Source organism: Variovorax sp. GW821-FHT09B01 (genome assembly GCF_059418345.1).
Window position 1 is genome coordinate 165,144 of the sequence record NZ_JBWKPQ010000008.1, and the last position, 18,020, is coordinate 183,163.

Annotated in this window: 16 protein-coding genes; 7 read left to right on the top strand and 9 right to left on the bottom strand. The window is 71.6% G+C overall.

The annotated features are described in order from the left end of the window. Window positions 1-3 precede the first annotated feature (3 nt). The 5 genes from AC07RV_RS22880 to AC07RV_RS22900 form a co-directional block, all read right to left on the bottom strand. Window positions 4-1,446, bottom strand: coding sequence for a UdgX family uracil-DNA binding protein (locus tag AC07RV_RS22880; protein ID WP_296781023.1), 1,443 nt, complete (start codon window positions 1,444-1,446; stop codon window positions 4-6). 11 nt (window positions 1,447-1,457) lie between these two features. Continuing rightward, a complete protein-coding gene (locus AC07RV_RS22885) occupies window positions 1,458-2,711 on the bottom strand; it encodes a putative DNA modification/repair radical SAM protein (RefSeq protein WP_296781027.1) in 1,254 nt (417 codons plus the stop codon). Between the two features lie 105 nt (window positions 2,712-2,816). After that, window positions 2,817-3,500, bottom strand: a complete 684-nt coding sequence (gene ligK / locus AC07RV_RS22890; protein ID WP_296781030.1) for a 4-carboxy-4-hydroxy-2-oxoadipate aldolase/oxaloacetate decarboxylase — start codon at window positions 3,498-3,500, stop codon at window positions 2,817-2,819. Further along, window positions 3,493-4,563 carry an amidohydrolase family protein gene (locus tag AC07RV_RS22895; RefSeq protein ID WP_296781033.1) on the bottom strand — a complete coding sequence of 357 codons (1,071 nt, stop codon included), beginning with the start codon at window positions 4,561-4,563 and terminating at the stop codon, window positions 3,493-3,495. Before AC07RV_RS22895 ends, ligK begins: the two co-directional genes overlap by 8 nt. A gap of 16 nt (window positions 4,564-4,579) precedes the next feature. After that, window positions 4,580-5,563 carry a Bug family tripartite tricarboxylate transporter substrate binding protein gene (locus AC07RV_RS22900; RefSeq protein ID WP_296781035.1) on the bottom strand — a complete coding sequence of 328 codons (984 nt, stop codon included), beginning with the start codon at window positions 5,561-5,563 and terminating at the stop codon, window positions 4,580-4,582. Between the two features lie 108 nt (window positions 5,564-5,671). Between AC07RV_RS22900 and AC07RV_RS22905 the strand changes: the two genes are divergently transcribed. Then, window positions 5,672-6,445 carry an IclR family transcriptional regulator gene (locus tag AC07RV_RS22905; RefSeq protein WP_296781038.1) on the top strand — a complete coding sequence of 258 codons (774 nt, stop codon included), beginning with the start codon at window positions 5,672-5,674 and terminating at the stop codon, window positions 6,443-6,445. Window position 6,446: 1 nt separating this feature from the next. On the opposite strand, the gene AC07RV_RS22910 is transcribed toward AC07RV_RS22905, so the two are convergent. Genes AC07RV_RS22910 through leuC form a run of 3 tightly spaced genes read right to left on the bottom strand, consistent with a single transcriptional unit; the run spans window position 6,447 to window position 9,552 of the window. Beyond that, window positions 6,447-7,475 carry a tripartite tricarboxylate transporter substrate binding protein gene (locus tag AC07RV_RS22910; protein WP_296781040.1) on the bottom strand — a complete coding sequence of 343 codons (1,029 nt, stop codon included), beginning with the start codon at window positions 7,473-7,475 and terminating at the stop codon, window positions 6,447-6,449. Continuing rightward, the gene (gene leuD, locus AC07RV_RS22915; protein WP_296781042.1) at window positions 7,472-8,149 is read right to left on the bottom strand and encodes a 3-isopropylmalate dehydratase small subunit; all 678 of its coding nucleotides are present in this window, start codon (window positions 8,147-8,149) and stop codon (window positions 7,472-7,474) included. The genes AC07RV_RS22910 and leuD overlap by 4 nt, the downstream gene beginning before the upstream one ends. Beyond that, window positions 8,146-9,552 carry a 3-isopropylmalate dehydratase large subunit gene (gene leuC, locus AC07RV_RS22920; RefSeq protein ID WP_296781045.1) on the bottom strand — a complete coding sequence of 469 codons (1,407 nt, stop codon included), beginning with the start codon at window positions 9,550-9,552 and terminating at the stop codon, window positions 8,146-8,148. Before leuC ends, leuD begins: the two co-directional genes overlap by 4 nt. 115 nt (window positions 9,553-9,667) lie before the next feature. On the opposite strand from leuC, the gene AC07RV_RS22925 reads away from it, so the two are divergent. Beyond that, complete coding sequence (locus AC07RV_RS22925; protein ID WP_296781048.1) at window positions 9,668-10,396, top strand: GntR family transcriptional regulator; 729 nt, start codon at window positions 9,668-9,670, stop codon at window positions 10,394-10,396. Here AC07RV_RS22925 and AC07RV_RS22930 read toward each other — a convergent pair. Next, complete coding sequence (locus AC07RV_RS22930; RefSeq protein WP_093355618.1) at window positions 10,380-11,282, bottom strand: LysR family transcriptional regulator; 903 nt, start codon at window positions 11,280-11,282, stop codon at window positions 10,380-10,382. The genes AC07RV_RS22925 and AC07RV_RS22930 overlap by 17 nt on opposite strands. A 179-nt stretch (window positions 11,283-11,461) precedes the next feature. Between AC07RV_RS22930 and AC07RV_RS22935 the strand changes: the two genes are divergently transcribed. From AC07RV_RS22935 to AC07RV_RS22955, 5 genes are read left to right on the top strand one after another with little or no spacing between them, the layout of a single operon-like run. Beyond that, on the top strand, window positions 11,462-13,597 hold the full coding sequence (locus AC07RV_RS22935; RefSeq protein ID WP_296781051.1) for a 3-hydroxyacyl-CoA dehydrogenase NAD-binding domain-containing protein: 2,136 nt from the start codon (window positions 11,462-11,464) through the stop codon (window positions 13,595-13,597). 30 nt (window positions 13,598-13,627) lie between these two features. After that, complete coding sequence (locus tag AC07RV_RS22940; protein ID WP_296781054.1) at window positions 13,628-14,818, top strand: acetyl-CoA C-acyltransferase; 1,191 nt, start codon at window positions 13,628-13,630, stop codon at window positions 14,816-14,818. A gap of 10 nt (window positions 14,819-14,828) precedes the next feature. Then, window positions 14,829-16,037, top strand: a complete 1,209-nt coding sequence (locus AC07RV_RS22945; protein WP_296781057.1) for an acyl-CoA dehydrogenase family protein — start codon at window positions 14,829-14,831, stop codon at window positions 16,035-16,037. A gap of 11 nt (window positions 16,038-16,048) precedes the next feature. Beyond that, complete coding sequence (locus AC07RV_RS22950) at window positions 16,049-17,203, top strand: acyl-CoA dehydrogenase family protein (RefSeq protein ID WP_296781060.1); 1,155 nt, start codon at window positions 16,049-16,051, stop codon at window positions 17,201-17,203. Then, entirely contained in the window at window positions 17,200-18,015 is an 816-nt protein-coding gene (locus AC07RV_RS22955; protein ID WP_296781062.1) for an oxepin-CoA hydrolase, alternative type, read from the top strand. The genes AC07RV_RS22950 and AC07RV_RS22955 overlap by 4 nt, the downstream gene beginning before the upstream one ends. Window positions 18,016-18,020 lie beyond the last annotated feature (5 nt).

Sequence of the window (18,020 nt, forward strand, 5' to 3'; positions counted from 1 at the left end):
GCTTCAGGCCACGGGCGCCGTGTCGCGCGCGCGGGCCAGTTCCTCGCGCCAGCGCGCATGGGCCGCCTCGCGCTCCTCGTCGGGCAGCCGCAGCAGCGCCGACGGGTGCAGCGTGACGAACACCGGCCGCCCGTCCGCGCGCTCGTGCAGCCAGGCGCCGCGCTCGGCCTGCACCGCCACCGGCCGGCCCAGCAGCGCGCGCGCCGCCGTGGCACCGAGCGCGACCAGCGACTGCGGCCGCACCAGCGCGATCTCGGCATCGAGCCAATGGGCACAGGCCTCGGCCTCGCGCTGACCCGGCGTCTTGTGGATGCGCCGCTTGCCGCGCAGCTCGTACTTGAAATGCTTCACGGCGTTGGCGAGGTAGACGCCTTCGCGCGCCCAGCCGAGCTGCGCCATCGCGCGCTCGAGCAGTTGGCCGGCCGGGCCGACGAAGGGCCGGCCCGCGAGGTCCTCCTGGTCGCCGGGCTGCTCGCCGACCAGCATGTGGCGCGGCGCGAGCGGCCCTTCGCCGCACACGGCCTGGGTGGCCTGCGCGCCGATCGGGCAGGCGCGGCAGGCATGGGTGGCCGCGCGCAGTTCGCCGAGGTCGGCCGGCATCGCGCCCTCGGCCGGAAGCGGGTGCAGCGCCATCGGCGCGCGGATGCGCCGCGCGGGCGTGGCCGGCGCCTCGATCATCGATTGACTGCGCGCATCGGCCGCGTCGGCCAGTGGCTGGATCAGCGCGGCCTCGGGCAGGTTGTGCCAGTAGCGGCGCGGCATCTCGCGCTGCATCGTCGCGAACTTGAGCCGAGCGGGATTGAAGATGTGGGCGTAGTAGGTGAGCCAGAGCTGCTCGCCCGCATCGGGCGGCGGCTTCTCGCGGCGGTCGGCGCCGGCGCGGAACGACAGCGCATGGCCATCCCATTCGACGCAGCGCTCGGGCGTGAGGATGGCCCAGCGCATCTGCGCGAAGCGGCGCGCGAAGAAGTCGGCATTGGCCTCGACGATGCGGTGCTCGGGCTCGAACCATGCGACGTGGCGCTCGAGCCCATCGTCGTCCGTGACCTGCGTGAAGCGCACGAAGGCGCGCATCTTGTGGATGTCGCGGTGCACCGCCTTGGCCATGCGCTGCGCCCGCATCATGTCGGCGTCGAGCGGATCGTGGCGCAGCGCGGGTTCGTGCGCGAGGCGCCAGAGCAGGCGGTAGAGCAGCGCGAAGCGCTGGGGATCGCGGTGCAGGATCACGTCGGCGCACAGCGCGACGAAGGCCGCCGGCACGGGCTGCAACGCCGCGGTCGACGGTGCGACCGCTTGCTCGGGCACATCGCCGAACAGGCCTTCCCCGCCATCGGGCCGCGCCACGCCCCACTCGACCCGCTCGGGCGGCACGCCATCGGCCAGCAGTTGTCGCGCGCGGCGCCGGAAACCGTCGAGGTCGACCGCATCGTCGAGCCGCACCTGCATCGCGATGGCGCTCAGAACAGCGAGGCCTGCTGCGCCGGCTCGGCGCGCGCGGAAGCCGCCATCGCCCCGGCCGCGGGCCGGTGCCCGTCGGCCACCACGAAGGGCAGCACCTTGCGCGCGGGCACGTGCAGCCGCCGCAGGTCGTCGGCGCGCACGCGGCGCACGCGCCGCGCCTGCAGCAGCCGCTCGACCGCCTTCACGCCCAGGCCCGGCACGCGCAGCAGCAGCTCGCGCGGCGCATGGTTGAGATCGACCGGAAAACGCTCCGCATGCGCGAGCGCCCAGGCCATCTTGGGATCGACGTCGAGCCGCAGCAGGCCGTCGCGCTCGGCCACGATCTCACCGTGCTCGAAGCCGTAGAAGCGCATCAGCCAGTCGGCCTGGTAGAGCCGGTGCTCGCGCAGCAGCGGCGGCGCGGCCAGCGGCAGCGCGCGCGCCGCATCGGGGATCGGGCTGAAGGCCGAGTAGTAGACGCGGCGCAGCCGATAAGCGCCATAGAGCGTGGCGCTGGTCGCGAGGATGGCGCGGTCGTCGGTGGCATCGGCGCCCACGATCATCTGCGTGCTCTGGCCCGCGGGCGCGAACGGCGGCGGCTTCGCGGCCACCGGCGTCGCGCCCGGCAGCGCGCGGATCGGCACCACGCGGCGCGCCTCCTCGCGCGTGTCGTCGATCTGCAAACGCAGCCGCGCCATCGAGCGGCGGATCGCGCTCTCGTCCTTCTCGGGCGCCAGCGCCTGCAGGCCCTCGGTGGTCGGCATCTCGACGTTGATGCTGAGCCGGTCGGCATAGCGGCCGGCGCGCGCGATCAGTTCGTCGCTGGCATCGGGAATGGTCTTGAGATGGATGTAGCCGCGGAAGTCGTGGTCCTCGCGCAGCGAGCGCGCGACCTCGACCACCTGCTCCATCGTGTGGTCGGGCGACTTGACGATGCCGCTCGAGAGGAACAGCCCCTCGATGCAGTTGCGGCGGTAGAAATCGAGCGTGAGCTGCACCACCTCGTCGGCGCGGAAACGCGCGCGCGGCACGTTGCTCGAGGCGCGGTTCACGCAGTAGAGGCAGTCGTACTGGCAGTGGTTGGTCAGCAGCACCTTGAGCAGCGAGATGCAGCGGCCGTCGGGCGCATAGCTGTGGCAGATGCCCATGCCCTCGGTCGAGCCGATGCCGCGCCCGCCCACCGAGTCGCGCGGCTGCGAGCCGCTCGACGCGCAGGAGGCGTCGTACTTGGCGGCATCGGCCAGGATGGCGAGCTTGTGCTGGAGGTCCATGAGGTGGGCGGGAAACACTGTACGTTTATACAGATGTTAACCGTCCCGTCGCCCCGATGGCCCTGCGGCCATGCGCGCGGGTCGGGCATTGCCCGCCGCGCCCTTTCAGTCGATGTAGCGCAGCCCCGCCGCCGCCAGCGCCGGCCGCATGTCGTACATGTCGAGCCCGAGCACGCCGCTCGCGAGCTTCTCGCGCTTCGACGTCTCCAGCGCCTCGCGCTGGCGCGCCTTCTCGAGCGTGGCCGCGGCCATCGCGCGCGGCACGCAGACCACGCCGTCGTCATCGGCCACGATCGCGTCGCCGGGCTGCACCGACATGCCGGCGCAGACCACCGGGATGTTGACCGAGCCCAGCGTGGCCTTCACGCAGCCCTTGCTGCTGATGGCCTTGCTCCAGACCGCAAAGCCCATCTGCTGCAGCGTGCGCACGTCGCGCACGCCGCCGTCGATCACCAGCGCGCGCGCGCCGCGGGCCTGGAAGCTGGTGGCCAGCAGGTCGCCGAAGAAGCCGTCGCTGCTCGGCGCGGTGACGGCCGCCACCACGATGTCGCCGGGGCGGATCTGCTCGGCCGCGACATGCAGCATCCAGTTGTCGCCCGGATGCAGCAGCACGGTGACGGCGCTGCCGCTGACCTGCGCGCCCGGATAGATCGGCCGCATGTACGGCGCGAGCAGGCCGACCCGGCCCATGGCCTCGTGCACCGTGGCCGAGCCCAGGGCCGCGAGGGCGTCGACGACCTGCGCGTCGGCGCGCTCGATGTGGCGATGGACGACGCCGAGTTCATGCATGACGGGCTCCTTGCGTGGAATGGGACGAGGGATCGAACCGCTGGCCGCGCGCGTTCAGCTGCGCATCGAGCCGCGGAAAGACGCGGCGCGCATTGCCTTCGTAGACCTGCGCGCGCTGGTCGGCGCTCAGCGCGGCCGCTTCGATGTAGCGCCGCGTGTCGTCGTAGGAGTGGCCGGTCTCGGGATCGATGCCGCGCACGGCGCCGATCATCTCGGAGGCGAACAGGATGTTCTCGACCGGGATCACGCGCGCGAGCAGATCGATGCCCGGCTGGTGGTAGACGCAGGTGTCGAAGAACAGGTTCTTCAGCAGGTGCTGCGCGAGCGGCGGCTTCTTCATCTCCTGCGCCAGCCCGCGAAAGCGCCCCCAGTGGTAGGGCGCCGCGCCGCCGCCGTGCGGGATCACGAAGCGCAAGGTGGGGAAGTCGGCGAACAGGTCGCCCTGGATGCACTGCATCACGGCCGTGGTGTCGGCATTGAGGTAGTGCGCGCCCGTGGTGTGGAAGCAGGCGTTGCAGCTGGTGCTCACGTGGATCATGGCCGGCACGTCGAGCTCGACCATCTTCTCGTACAGCGGATACCAGTGGCGGTCGGTCAGCGGCGGGCTGTTCCAGAAGCCGCCCGAGGGATCGGGATTGAGGTTGACGCCGACGAAGCCGTAGTCGCGCACGCAGCGCTCGAGTTCGGCGATGCACGAGGCGACCGGCACGCCCGGCGACTGCGGCAGCATGGCCGCGCCCGCGAAGCGCTCGGGAAACATCGCGCTCACGCGGTGGCACAGCTCGTTGCAGATCGCGGCCCAGGTCGAGGACACGGCGAAGTCGCCGACGTGGTGCGCCATGAAGCTCGCGCGCGGGCTGAAGATGGTGAGGTCGATGCCGCGCTCGTCCATCAGCCGCAGCTGGTTGCCTTCGATGGATTCGCGCAGCTCGTCGTCGCCGATGCGCAGCTCGGACGCGACCGGCGCGGGCCGCCCCGTGCCGAAGGCCTCGACCTGGCGCCGGCGCCAGGCCTCGAGCGCGGCCGGCGCGGTGGTGTAGTGGCCGTGGCAGTCGATGATCATGAGGTCGACGCCGTGCTCAGTCGGCCTTGATGTCGGCCGCGCGGATCACCTGCTCCCACTTGGCCGATTCGCTCTTGAGGAAGGCCGCGGCCTCCTGCGGGCTCGAGGGCGTGATGACCGCGCCGAGCGCGCCCAGCTTCTCGCGCGTGCCGGCATCGGCCAGCGCCTTGCGCGTCTCGGCATTGAGCTTGGCGACCACCTCGGGCGCGGTGCCGGCCGGCGCGAGCAGCGTCCACCAGACGCTGGCGTCGAAGTTCGGCAGGCCGGCCTCGGCCATGGTGGGCACGTTCGGCAGCATCGGCGCGCGCTGGGCGCCGCTGACCGCCAGCGCGCGCAGCCGGCCCGACTGGATGTGCGGCAGCACCTCGAGCGGGTTCAGCAGCATGAACGAGGTGCGCCCGGCGATCAGGTCGACCAGCGCGGGCGAGCCGCCCTTGTAGGCCACATGCAGCGCATCGAACTTGCCGACCGAGGCCAGCAGCGCGCCGGCCAGGTGGCCCGAGCTGCCGTTGCCGGCCGAGCCGTAGCTCATGTCGCCGGGCTTGGCGCGCGCGGCCGCGAGCAACTCGGGCACGCTCTTGTAGGGCGCGCTGGCCGGCACCACCAGCACCAGCGGCGCATAGCCCAGGCGCGCCACGGCGACGAAGTCGCGCAGGCCGTTGAACGACAGCTTGGGATAGAGCGTGTTGTTGGTCACCACGCCGTTGGCCGCCACCAGCAGCGAGTAGCCGTCGGGCGCCGAGCGCGCGACGTTCTCGGTGCCGATGTTGGCGTTGGCACCGGGCCGGTTGTCGACGATCAACGGCTGGCCCATCTGCGTCGACAGCCGCTCGCCGACCACGCGGCCCACGGTGTCGACCGCACCGCCGGCCGCGAAGGGCACGACCAGGCGGATCGGCTTGCTCGGATACGGCGCCTGCGCGAGCGCCAGCGAGGGCGCGGCGAGGCAGGCCAGGAAGAGCGCGCCAAGGCGGCGGCGCAGCGGGGCGATGGGTGTCATGAGCGGGTCTCCTGCGGATGTTCGAAGCGATGGGGCCGGCGCCCCGGGAAAGCCGCGAGCCTAGGATTCGCAACGCGGCCGCACAATGCCGTTCCACTCCGCGAAACGATGGCCTCCTCCGCACGCGCTTCCTCCCGCACCGCCAAGCCCGTGCCGCGCGCCGAGGGCGTGACCGCGGTCGCGCGTTCGCTCGCCATCCTCGATGCCTTCGGCACCGCCGACGCGCAGCTCGCGCTGGCCGAGATCGCGCGCCGCACCGCGCTCGCCAAGCCCACCGCGCTGCGGCTCGCGCGCACGCTGGCCACGGCCGGCTACCTGGTGGCGCTCGAAGGCGGCGCCTGGCGCCTGGGCCCGGCGGCGGCGCGGCTGGGCGCGCGCTACCAGCGCGCCTTCGACCTGCGCAACGTGATCGAGCCGGCCCTGCAGCAACTGGCCGAGCGGACCGGCCACAGCGCCTCCTTTTTCGCGCTCGAGGAAGGCCAGCGCGTGCGCCTGCTGCGCGTGCGCGGCGCCGACGGCTTCGTGAGCCCGAGCCGCGTCGGCGAACCGCTGCCGCTGGAGCGCGGCGCGGCCGGCCAGGTGATCCTCGCGTTCTCGGGCGCGCCGGGCGCCGCGCTCGACGCGATCCGCCGGCGCGGCCATCACCTGACCGTGGGCGAAGCCGACGCGGCCGCCGCGAGCGTGGCCGCGCCGGTGTTCGCCGCGCGCGGCACGGTGCTGGGCGCGCTCAGCGTGGCGGTGCCGGCCGATGCGGCCGCGGCCGGCGAGCTCGCGCGCCATGCGGCCACGCTGATGGAAGCGGCGCGAAGGTTGTCGGATGCGCTCGCGGCCACGCGCTACGAGCCGCTCGAAGGCCGCACGCGCAGCCAGTGGCATCCCTGAACTAGTCGGCCTTCACCCCGGCCGCCTTCACCACCGGTGCCCACTTCACGATCTCGCTGCGGATCGTCGCCTCGAACTCGGACGCGCTCGAACCCACGGGCTCGACGCTGAGTTCGGCCAGGCGCTGGCGCACCTCGGGCAGCTGGATCACCTTGACGATGTCGCCCGACAGCTTGGCCGCGATCGGTGCAGGGAGGCCGCGCGGCGCGACGAAGCCGAACAGGCTCTCGAGCGAATAGCCGGGGATGGTCTCGCCGACCGTCGGATAGTCGGGATAGATGCGGCTGCGCTTGGCATTGGTCACGGCCAGCACCTTGAGCTTGCCGGCCTTCACGTGCGGCAGTGCCGAGTCGAGCAGCACGAAGCCCACCTGCACGCGGCCGCTGAGCAGGTCGTTGTACGCGGGCGCGCTGCCGTTGTAGGGGATGTGGACCATGCCGGTCTCGGCGCGCACGTTCATCATCTCGCCCGCCAGGTGGGTGGCGGTGCCGATGCCCAGCGAGGCATAGCTGACCGAGCCCGGCTTGGCGCGCGCCTTCGCGATCAGCCCGGCCACGTCGTTGGCGGGGAACGAGGGAATGGCGACCAGCGCGATCACCGGGAAGCCCAGCAGGCTCAGCGGCGTGAAGTCCTTGGTGGCGTCGTAGGGCAGGTCGTTGCGCAGCGAGGGATTGATGGTGAAGGCGCTGATGACGATGCCGAAGGTGTAGCCGTCGGCCGGCGCCCGCGCGATGGCCTGGGTGCCGACGATGGTGCCGGCGCCGGGCTTGTTGTCGACGATCACGCTCTGGCGCCAGAGCTCGCCGAGCTTCTGCCCGAGCAGGCGGCCGATGACGTCGGTGGCGCCGCCCGGCGGCAGCGGGATCACCATCTTCACGGGATGCGAGGGGAAGGCGGAAGCGGGCTCCTGCGCCAGCGCGCGCAGCGGCAGCGCGCCACTGGCGGCGAGGGCGGCGCCGGCGCGCAGCAGGCCGCGGCGGGTGGCACGAGCGGCCACGGGCGGCAGGCGCGGGGGTTGTTCGGACGTCACGGTGTCTCCTTATGGGTATGGGGGGCGGGGTCGTTGGTGAGGCTCGGGCGCCGGGCGCCGTCGAGGTGCAGCCAGGGATGCAGCGCCCTGTCGCGACGCTGGAAGGCGTCGATCTCGGCGCTGCGCGCGAGCGTGAGCTCGAGGTCGTCGAGGCCGCGCAGCAGCCCCTCGCGGCGCCGCGGCGGCAAGGCGAAGGGCAGCGTCGGCAGGCCCTCGCGCCGCACGGTGCAGGCCTGCAGGTCGACCGTGAGCACGGCATCGGCGCCCTCGGCCACGGCGCGCGCGAGCACCTCCACCTGCGCGCGCGGCAGGCGCACCGGCAGCAGGCCGTTCTGGAAGCAGTTGCCCTGGAAGATGTCACCGAAGCTCGGCGCGACGATGCAGCGGATGCCCAGCGCCATCAGCGCCCACACCGCGCCTTCGCGCGAGCTGCCGCAGCCGAAGTTGTCGCCCGCCAGCAGGATGCCCGCGCCGCGGTAGCGCGGCTGGTTCAGCACGCAGGCCGGGTCCTCGCTGCCGTCGGCGCGAAAGCGCAGCGCGGCCAGCGCATGGGGGCCGAGCTCCTCGCGCGGCACGCCGCCGAACAGCGGCTCGACGCGCACGATCAGGTCGGTGTCGACGTTGTCGCGCCACAGCGGCGCGGCGATGGCGGTGAGCACGCCGAACGGGGTCATGGCCGGGCCTCCATGGCGCGCGGATCGACCAGGCAGCCCGCGATGGCCGCGGCGGCCGCGAGCTGCGGGCTCGCGAGATGGGTGCGCGCGCCCGGCCCCTGGCGGCCGACGAAGTTGCGGTTCGAGGTCGACACCACGCGCAGGCCCGGCGGCACGGCCTCGCCGTTGGCCGCCACGCACAGCGAGCAGCCCGACTCGCGCCACTCGAAGCCGGCGTCGAGGAACACCTGCGCCAGCCCTTCGGCCTCGGCCTCGCGCTTGACCAGCTCCGAGCCCGGCACGATCCAGGCGCGCACGCCGCTCGCCACGCGCCGGCCGCGCACGGTCTCGGCCGCGAGCCGCAGGTCGGAGATGCGCGCGTTGGTGCACGAGCCGATGAACACCCAGTCCACCGGCGTGCCCGCGATCGCGTCGCCGGCGCGCAGGCCCATGTAGTCGAGCGCGGCCTGCCGCGCCGCGCGCTGCGCCGGATCGCTGGCCGCGGCCGGGTCGGGAATGCGCGCGTCGATGCCGATGGTGTCCTGCGGGCTCGTGCCCCAGGTGACCTGCGGCACGACCTCCGAGACATCGATGCAGACCTCGCGCTCGAACACGGCGTCGTCGTCGCTGCGCAGGGTGGCCCATTGCGCCGCGGCCTGGTCCCACTGCGCGCCGCCGGGCGCGAACGGCCGCCCGCGCACGTAGGCCAGCGTGCGCGCGTCGGGCGCGACGATGCCGAAGCGCCCGCCCATCTCCACCGACAGGTTGCACACCGTCATGCGCGCCTCGATGTCGAGCGCGTCGATGGCCGCTCCCGCGTACTCGACCGCGCAGCCCGAGGCCCCGGTGGCGCCGAGCCGGCCGATGGCATGCAGGATCAGGTCCTTCGCGCTGGTGCCCGCGGGCAGCGTGCCCTCGAAGCGGATGCGCATCTGGCGCGGGCGCTGCAGCACGATGGTCTGGGTCGCGGCCACGTGCTGGAACTCGGTGGCGCCGATGCCGAAGGCCAGCGCGCCGAGCGCGCCGTGGGTGCAGGTGTGGCTGTCGCTGCAGACCACCGAGGCGCCCGGCAACGTGAGCCCGAGCTCGGGCCCGACCACGTGCACGATGCCCTGCCCCGGCTGGCCGACGTCGAACAGGCGGATGCCCTGCAGCCGCGTCTCGTGGCGCAGGTCGGCCAGGTAGCGGATCGCGTTGGGCGTGTGGCCCTCGCGGCCCGGCGCGGTCGACACCGTGTGGTCGGGCATCGCGAAAGTCAGCTCGGGATGGCGCACCGGCAGTCCGCGCCGGCGCAGCGCCGCGAGCGCCTTGCTGCCGGGATCGCTGACCAGGTGGCGGTCGACGTGCAGCAGCGAGAAGCCGCCGCCCAGGTCGGACACCACGTGGGCGTCCCATATCTTCTCGAAGAGCGTGCGGCCGGGCATGCGGGGGGTCTCTGGACGTTGGCTGTCGTGGGTGTCGTTCGGTCCTATTGTATTGATATCAATACTTTTAGCCAACGCCCCGGCCCACCCCGTCATCGACCGCTAAGATTTGCCCATGGACCTCAACAGGCAGCCCGGCGTGGCACTGCATCACCAGATCTCGACCCTGATCGAGGACATGGTCGCCAGCGGGCGGCTGCGCGACGGCGACCAGCTCCCCACCGAGGAAGAGCTGCGCGAGAAGTACGGCGTCTCGCGCGTCACGGTGCGGCGCGCGCTGCAGTCGCTGGAAGAACGCGGCCTGCTCAAGCGCCAGCGCGGCCGCGGCACCTACGTGTCGGCACCGTTGCGCTCGGCACCGCTGCCGATGCCGATGGAGTCCTTCCTCGCCACCATGGCCGAGCGCCGCTCGCGCAGCAAGCCGTCGGTCAAGGAGTTCGGCTTCGTGCCCGCGCCAGCCGACGTGGCCACCGCGCTGCGGCTCGAGGAAGGCACGCCGGTGCTCCAGGTGGTGCGGCTGCGCAGCACCGGGCGGCTGCCGATCCTGCACAGCATCGTCCACCTCAGCGAGGACGTGGGCCGGCGCTTCGTGCGGGCCGATTTCTCGCGGCTGTCGTTGACCGAGCTGCTGCAGGGCCAGGGCATCCGCTACGGCCGCATCGAGATGCTCACGCGCGCCACGCTGGCCGACGCACCGCTGGCCGCGCTGCTCGGCGTGCCGATGGCCTCGGCGCTGGTCGACGTGCTGCGCATCGGCCACGACGAGGCCGACCGGCCCTTCGAGTTCCAGCGCCTGCGCGGTCCGTCGGACCGCTTCCACTCGCACGTCACGATCCGGGGCTGACCTCGCGCACGCGCTCCAGCGTGTAGTCGATGAAGGTGCGGATCGCGCGCGTGTGCTGGCGGTTCGGCATGTAGAGCATGAACATCTGGGTGCCGAAGATCGACAGCCGCCAGTCGTCGAGCGTGGTCAGCACCTCGCCGCGGCGCACGTCCTCGGCCACCACGTAGTCGGGCACCAGGCCGATGCCCAGGCCCGCGAGGATGGCCTGGCGCAGGAACAGGAAGTTCTCCGAGATCAGGGTCGGCTCGAGCACCACCTCGCGCCGGATCTCGCCCTGGTAGGCCGACACGCGCAGCTGCCGCCCGATGACCGCGGCCGTGACCACCGGCGCGCCGTGCAGCCCGTCGAGCTGCACCGGCAGCGGATGCTGCGCCGCGTAGTCGCGCGAGGCGCAGGCCACGTAGCGCACCGGGCCCATCGCGCGCGCCACCAGGTTCTGCGGCGGCTCGGGGATCACGCGGATCGCGATGTCGACCTCGTCGCGCAGCAGGTCCTCGATGCGGTTCTCGAACACCACGTCGAGCACGATGCCCGGGTATCGGCGCTTGAAGTCGATCAGCCAGTCGGCCATGACCAGTTGCCCGTAGCCGCTGGGCACGCTCAGCCGCACCTGGCCCTGCAGCCCCTCGCCCAGCGTGGTGACCGATTCGCGCGCCGCGCGCAGCTCGCCCTGGATCGCGACGCCGTGCTGGTACAGGCGCAGGCCGATCTCGGTCGGCTCGGCGCGCCGGGTGGTGCGCCGCACCAGCTGCGCGCCGACCGAGCGCTCGAGCTGGTTCAGGTGGTAGCTGACGTTGGCCCGGGTCATCTTGAGCCGGCGCGCGGCCGCGCTCAGGTTGCCGGCATCGATGATTTCGACCAGCAGGGTCAGCGATTGGAGGTCCATGACCGGATTTTGTCAAAAATCCTTTGACAGTCTGTCAACCGACTATGCAATTGTCAAAACCGGGATGGGTGCAAAGAATGCGGGGTTCACCCCAGGACCCTCGCCGCCCGCGGAAGGGGGTTCGACCTCCCCAGAGCCTCGCGCCGCTCCGGCGCGTCACCGAGACAAGCGACACGCACATGGCCACCCCGACCTCCAGCCCCTCCACGTCCTCCGGTCCCGTCGCCTTCGAGCGCCAGGGCGACGTCTTCGTCGTGACCATCGACAACCCGCCCGTCAACGCCCTGGGCGTGGACGTGCGCCGCGGCCTGGTGGCCGCCATCGACGCGGCCGAGGCCGACGCCGCGGCCAAGGCCGTGCTGATCGTGGGCGCGGGCCGCAACTTCATCGCCGGCGCCGACATCCGCGAGTTCGGCCAGGCGCCGCAGCCGCCCTCGCTGCCCGAGGCCTGCCTGAAGATCGAGAACTGCAGCAAGCCGGTGATCGCCGCCATCCATGGCGCCGCGCTCGGCGGCGGCCTCGAGGTGGCGCTGTCGGCCCACTACCGCCTGGCCTCGCCCGCCGCCAAGCTGGGCCTGCCCGAAGTCGCGCTGGGCCTGCTGCCCGGCTCGGGCGGCACGCAGCGCACGCCGCGCCTGATCGGCGTGAAGCCCGCCATCGAGCTGATGCTCAGCGGCCGCCACGCGCTCGCGAAGGAAGCGCTGTCGCTGGGCCTGGTCGACCGCCTCGGCAGCGAAGCCGACGCGCGCGCCGAAGGCCTGGCCTATGCCAACGAACTGATCGCCGCCAACGCCCCGGTGCGCCGCACGCGCGAGGCCGGCGCGCTGGCCGACCAGGAAGCCAGCCGCGCCGCCCTCGAGGCCGCGCGCGCCGACACCGCGAAGAAGAGCCGCGGCCTGTTCTCGCCGATGAAGATCGTCGAGGCGGTCGAGGGCGCGCTCACCCTGCCCTTCGACGAAGGCATGGCGCTCGAGCGCAAGCTGTTCCTGCAGTGCATCGACAGCCCGCAGCGCGCGGGCCTGATCCATGCCTTCTTCGCCGAGCGCGAAGTGCTGAAGGCGCCCGAGACCCGCTCCGCCAGCCCGCGGCCGCTGGCGTCGGCCGGCATCGTCGGCGGCGGCACCATGGGCGCGGGCATCGCGGTGGCGATGCTCGACGCCGGCCTGCCCGTGACCATGATCGAGCGCGACGACACCCAGCTCGCGCGCGGCCGCGCCAACGTCGAGAAGGTCTACGACAGCCTGATCGCCAAGGGCCGCATCACGCCCGAGGCCAAGGCCGCCGTGCTGGCGCGCTTCTCGGGCTCGACCTCGTACGACGCGCTCGCCAATGTCGACATCGTGGTCGAGGCCGTGTTCGAGGACATGGGCGTGAAGAAGGCCGTGTTCGCCGAGCTCGACCGCGTCTGCAAGCAGGGCGCGGTGCTGGCCACCAACACCTCGTACCTCGACATCGACGAGATCGCCGCCAGCATCTCGCGGCCGCAGGACGTGGTGGGCCTGCACTTCTTCTCGCCGGCCAACATCATGAAGCTGCTCGAGATCGTGGTGCCCGCCAAGGTGCGCGCCGACGTGGTCGCCACCGGCTTCGAACTCGCGAAGAAGCTCAAGAAGGTGCCGGTGCGCGCGGGCGTGTGCGACGGCTTCATCGGCAACCGCATCCTGGCCGTGTACCGCCAGGCCGCCGACCACATGATGGAGGACGGCGCCTCGCCCTACGAGATCGACGCCGCCGTGCGCAACTTCGGCTACCCGATGGGCCCGTTCCAGGTCTCGGACCTCGCGGGCGGCGACATCGGCTGGGCCACGCGCAAGCGCAAGGCCGCCACGCGCGACCCGCAGGCGCGCTACGTGCAGGTGGCCGACCGCATCTGCGAGCGCGGCTGGTTCGGCCAGAAGACGCAGCGCGGCTACTACCTCTATCCCGAAGGCGCGCGCACCGGCCAGCCCGACCCCGAGGTGCTCGCGATCATCGACGCCGAGCGCGAACGCGCGGGCGTCGAGCCGCGCGCCTTCACCGAGGAGGAAATCATGCGCCGCTACATGGCCGCGATGATCAACGAGGGCGCCAACGTCGTGCTGCAGCGCATCGCGCTGCGCCCGCTCGACGTCGACGTGACCTTCCTCTACGGCTACGGCTTCCCGCGCCACCGCGGCGGCCCGATGAAGTACGCCGACATGGTGGGCCTGCCGAAGGTGCTGGCCGACATCCAGGAGTTCGCGAAGGAAGACCCGATCTTCTGGAAGCCCTCGCCGCTGCTGGTGCAGCTGGTCGAACGCGGCGCCGACTTCGCGAGCCTCAACCAATCCGAGTAATCACAGAGCCAGCCTCCAGGAGACATCCCCATGCGTGAAGCCGTCATCGTTTCCACCGCCCGCACCCCGCTCACCAAGGCGCACCGCGGCGAATTCAACATCACCCCCGGTCCCACGCTGGCGGCCTTCGCGGTCAAGGCCGCGGTCGAGCGCTCGGGCCTCGACCCGGCGCTGATCGAGGACGCCATCCTCGGCTGCGGCTACCCCGAGGGCACCACGGGCCGCAACATCGCGCGCCAGGCCATCGTGCGCGCGGGCCTGCCGATCTCGATCGCCGGCACCACCGTCAACCGCTTCTGCGCCTCGGGCCTGCAGGCGATCGCGATGGCCGCGGGCCGCATCGTGGTGGACGGCGCGCCGGCCATGATCGCGGGCGGCGTGGAAAGCATCTCGCAGATCCGCAGCCGCAGCGCCACCGACAGCGGCGACAACGGCATGGACCCGTGGATCGTCGAGCACAAGCCCGCGCTCTACATGGCCATGATCGAGACCGCCGACATCGTGGCCCAGCGCTACAACATCAGCCGCGAGGCGCAGGACCGCTTCTCGGCCGAGAGCCAGCGCCGCACCGAGGAAGCGCAGCTCGCCGGCCGCTACAAGGACGAGATCGTCGCCTGCACCACCACCATGGCGGTGACCGACAAGGAGACCAAGGAGGTCACGCACCGCGAGGTCACGGCCACCGAGGACAACTGCAACCGCCGCGGCACCACCTACGAGGCGCTGGCCAAGCTCAAGCCCGTGATGGGCGACGACAAGTTCATCACCGCGGGCAATGCCTCGCAGCTCTCCGATGGCGCCTCGGCCTGCGTGCTGATGGAAGCCAAGGACGCAGCACGCGCCAACATCAAGCCCCTGGGCGCCTTCCGCGGCCTCGCGGTCGCGGGCTGCGAGCCCGACGAGATGGGCATCGGCCCGGTGTTCGCCGTGCCCAAGCTGCTCGCGCGCCACGGCCTCAAGGTCGAGGACATCGACCTGTGGGAACTCAACGAGGCCTTCGCCTCGCAATCGATCTACTGCCAGGACCGGCTGGGCATTCCCTCGGAACGCCTCAACGTCAACGGCGGCGCGATCTCGATCGGCCACCCCTTCGGCATGACCGGCGCGCGCCTCGCGGGCCACGTGCTCATCGAAGGCAAGCGCCGTGGCGCCAAGTACGCCGTGGTCACGATGTGCATCGCCGGCGGCATGGGCGCGGCCGGCCTGTTCGAAATCTACTGAGGAGCGCGCGATGGACCTGAACTTCACCCCCGAAGAAGAAGCCTTCCGTGGCGAGGTGCGTGCCTTCCTGGCCGACAAGCTGCCCGCGCGGCTGTCGGACAAGGTGCGCGGCGGCAAGATCCTCGAGAAGGCCGACATGGAGGAATGGCATGCCATCCTCGACGCGCGCGGCTGGCTCGCCAACCACTGGCCCGAGCAGTACGGCGGCCCGGGCTGGACGGCGGTGGAGAAGTTCATCTTCGAGAACGAATGCGCGCTGGCCTTCGCGCCGCGCATCGTGCCCTTCGGCGTGAACATGCTCGGGCCGGTGCTCATCAAGTACGGCAACGAGGCGCAGAAGCGCCACTGGCTGCCGCGCATCCTCAACGGCGCCGACTGGTGGTGCCAGGGCTATTCGGAACCCGGCGCGGGCTCCGACCTCGCGGCCGTGAAGACCTCGGCCGTGCGCGGCATCGATGCCCAGGGCGACCACTACATCGTGAACGGCCAGAAGACCTGGACCACGCTGGGCCAGCACGCCAACATGATCTTCTGCCTGGTGCGCACCAACCGCGAGGCGAAGAAGCAGGAGGGCATCAGCTTCCTGCTGATCGACATGAGCTCGCCGGGCGTCGAAGTGCGTCCGATCATCACGCTCGACGGCGAGCACGAGGTCAACGAGGTGTTCTTCTCCGACGTGCGCGTGCCGGCCGAGAACCTCGTGGGCGAGGAGAACAAGGGCTGGACCTGCGCCAAGTACCTGCTGACCTACGAGCGCACCAACATCGCGGGCGTGGGCTTCTCGGTGGCCGCGCTCGAGCAGCTCAAGGGCATTGCCGCCACGCAGACGAAGAACGGCAAGCCGCTGTCGGACGACCCGGCCTTCGCGGCGCGCATGGCGCGCGTGGAGATCGACCTCGAAAACATGAAGACCACCAACCTGCGCGTGATCGCGGCGGTGGCCGGCGGCGGCGTGCCGGGCGCCGAGAGCTCGATGCTCAAGATCCGCGGCACCGAGATCCGCCAGGAGATCTCGTCGCTCGCGCGCCGCGCGATGGGCGTGCATGGCCGCCCCTTCATCGCCGAGGCGCTGAAGGACGGCTTCACCGGCGAGACCTTCGGCCCGGCCTACGCCTCGGCCGCCGCCTCGCGCTACTTCAACAACCGCAAGCTGTCGATCTTCGGCGGCTCGAACGAGATCCAGAAGAACATCATCTCCAAGATGATCCTGGGCCTGTAAGGAGAGATGCAATGAACTTCGAACACAGCGAAGACCGGCGCATGCTCGCCGACAGCCTGAACCGCTTCATCAGCGAGCAGTACGCCTTCGATGCGCGCGACCGCATCGCGAAGTCCGAGCACGGCTTCAGCAAGGAGATCTTCCAGCAGTTCGCCGAACTCGGCGTGATCGGCGCGCTGTTCAGCGAGGCCGATGGCGGCTTCGGTGGCGGCGGCTTCGACATCGCCGTGGTCTTCGAGGCCCTGGGCCGCGGCCTCGTGGTCGAGCCGCTGCTGGGCGCGGTGATGGTCGGCGAGGCGCTGGGCGCGGCCGGCACGGATGCGCAGAAAGAGAAGCTGGTCGACATCATCAACGGCGTGACCGTCGCGGCCTTCGCGCACGACGAGGCCGACACGCATTACGAACGCACGCGCGTCGCCACCCGCGCAGAACGCAGTGGCGACGGCTGGGTGCTGAACGGCGCCAAGGCCGTGGTGCCGCAGGGCGAGCAGGCCGACCTGTTCCTGGTCTCGGCCCGCACCTCGGGCAACGTGGACGACGAAGCCGGCATCTCGCTGTTCCTCGTGCCCGCGAAGACGGCAGGCCTCACGGTGCGCGGCTGCCCGTCGATCGACGGCGGCCGTGTCGCCGAACTCTCGTTCGACGGCCTGAAGCTGCCCGCCGACGCACTGCTGGGCGCCGAGGGCCAGGGCGCCGCGACGCTCGAGCGCGCCATCGGCCGCGGCGTGCTCGCGCTGTGCGCCGAGGCCGTGGGCGCGATGGAAGCGGCCAAGACCGCGACGCTCGACTACCTGCGCACGCGCAAGCAGTTCGGCACGCTGATCGGCAGCTTCCAGGCGCTGCAGCACCGCATGGCCGACCTGCTGCTCGAGATCGAGCAGGCGCGCTCGGCGGTCATCAATGCCGCGGCCGCCATCGACGGCAGCGACCGCCTCGCGCGCGAGCGCGCGCTGTCGGCCGCCAAGTTCAGCATCGGCCGCATCGGCGCGCTGGTGGCGGAAGAAAGCATCCAGATGCACGGCGGCATCGGCATGACCTGGGAGCTGCCGCTGCCCCACTACGCCAAGCGCCTCGTGATGATCGACCACCAGCTCGGCGACGAGGACCATCACCTGCAGCGCTACATCGCACTCGGCAAGGCATCCGGCAAGGAGGTGGCGGCATGAGCAACGACAAGACCGTGCTGATCTCGCAGGAGGGTGCCGTGCGCATCCTCACCAACAGCAACCCCGGCGCGCGCAACGCGATCACGCCCACGCTGTACGCCGAGCTCGCGGCCGCGCTGGCCGATGCGCAGGACGACCCCGAGGTCGGTGCCATCGTCTTCACCGGCGCCGGCGATTTCTTCTGCTCGGGCGGCGACCTCAACCTGCTGGCCAAGCGCCGCGAGCTGCCCGCCTCGGAACGCCGCGAGAAGCTCGAAGGCCTGCACAACCTGATCCGCGCGCTGCGCGACAGCGGCAAGCCCGTGATCGCGGCCGTCGAGGGCGGCGCCGCGGGGGCGGGCCTGTCGATGGCGCTGGCCTGCGACATGCTCGTGTCGGCACGCGATGCCTTCTACACCGTGGCCTACGTCAAGGTCGGCCTCACGCCCGATGGCGGCGCCACCGCCTTCCTGGCCGAGTTCGTCTCGCGCCAGCTGCTGACCGAGCTGTGCCTGACCGGCGACCGCCTGCCGGCCGAGCGCCTGCATGCGCTGGGCGCGGTCAACCGCCTGACCGACAAGGGCGCGGCACTCGCCGAGGCGATCGCGCTCGCGGCCAAGGTCGCGAACGGCCCGCAGCGCGCGAGCGCGCGCATCAAGTCGCTGTGCCGCCAGGCGCACCGCGCCACGCTCGAGGAACAACTCGAGGCCGAGGCCGTCTACATGGTCGAGTCGCAGGCCGATGCCGAGGCCGCCGAAGGCATCGGTGCCTTCCTCGGCAAGCGCAAGGCCGACTTCGCCGCGCTGCGGCAGCGCCGGCAGGACGCGTCCTGACGCTG